1 pseudogene is annotated in these 464 nt (G+C 78.7%); it reads left to right on the forward strand.

Annotated elements, in window-relative coordinates:
- Positions 1-464 (forward strand): annotated as a pseudogene (locus GT030_RS21020) (ATP-binding protein); the annotation flags it as partial.

Genomic DNA, 464 nt, shown 5'->3' on the forward strand with positions numbered 1-464 from the left:
CAGTCGGCGGTGCCCCCGAGGGCCTGGCGGACGCGGCCCTGCGAGAGGCCGGCCGCGTCCCGCTGGTCCTGGACGCGGTGGCCCTGGCCCGGCACGCCCGTGACCTGCCCCAACTGGCCGCTGCCACCGCCCGCGAGGCCAGGCTGACCGGCGCCGGGGTGGTGCTCGGCCCGCTGGACGACCTCCCGGACAAGCCCTCCGAGCGGACCCACGTGCTGCGCACGGTGTGCGCGGCGCTGTCCGGCATCCCGCTGTTCACCTACGGCTCGCAGGTCTGGGACCCGGCGTGGGCCGTCCGTACCCCGGTGTCCTTCACGGTGGGCACCTCCTCGCCCGGACAGCAGGCCGTGCGGTGGCGGTTCGCGCTGGAGGCGGCCGGGGCCCCGGACGGCTCGGGCAGTGAGGACCTGGCGCGCGCCGTGGCCGCGCACCGGCTCGACTCGGGCCAGCTCCGGCGCGCGGCC

The sequence above is a fragment of the Streptomyces sp. SID1328 genome (assembly GCF_009865595.1).
Taxonomy (GTDB): domain Bacteria; phylum Actinomycetota; class Actinomycetes; order Streptomycetales; family Streptomycetaceae; genus Streptomyces; species Streptomyces griseoluteus.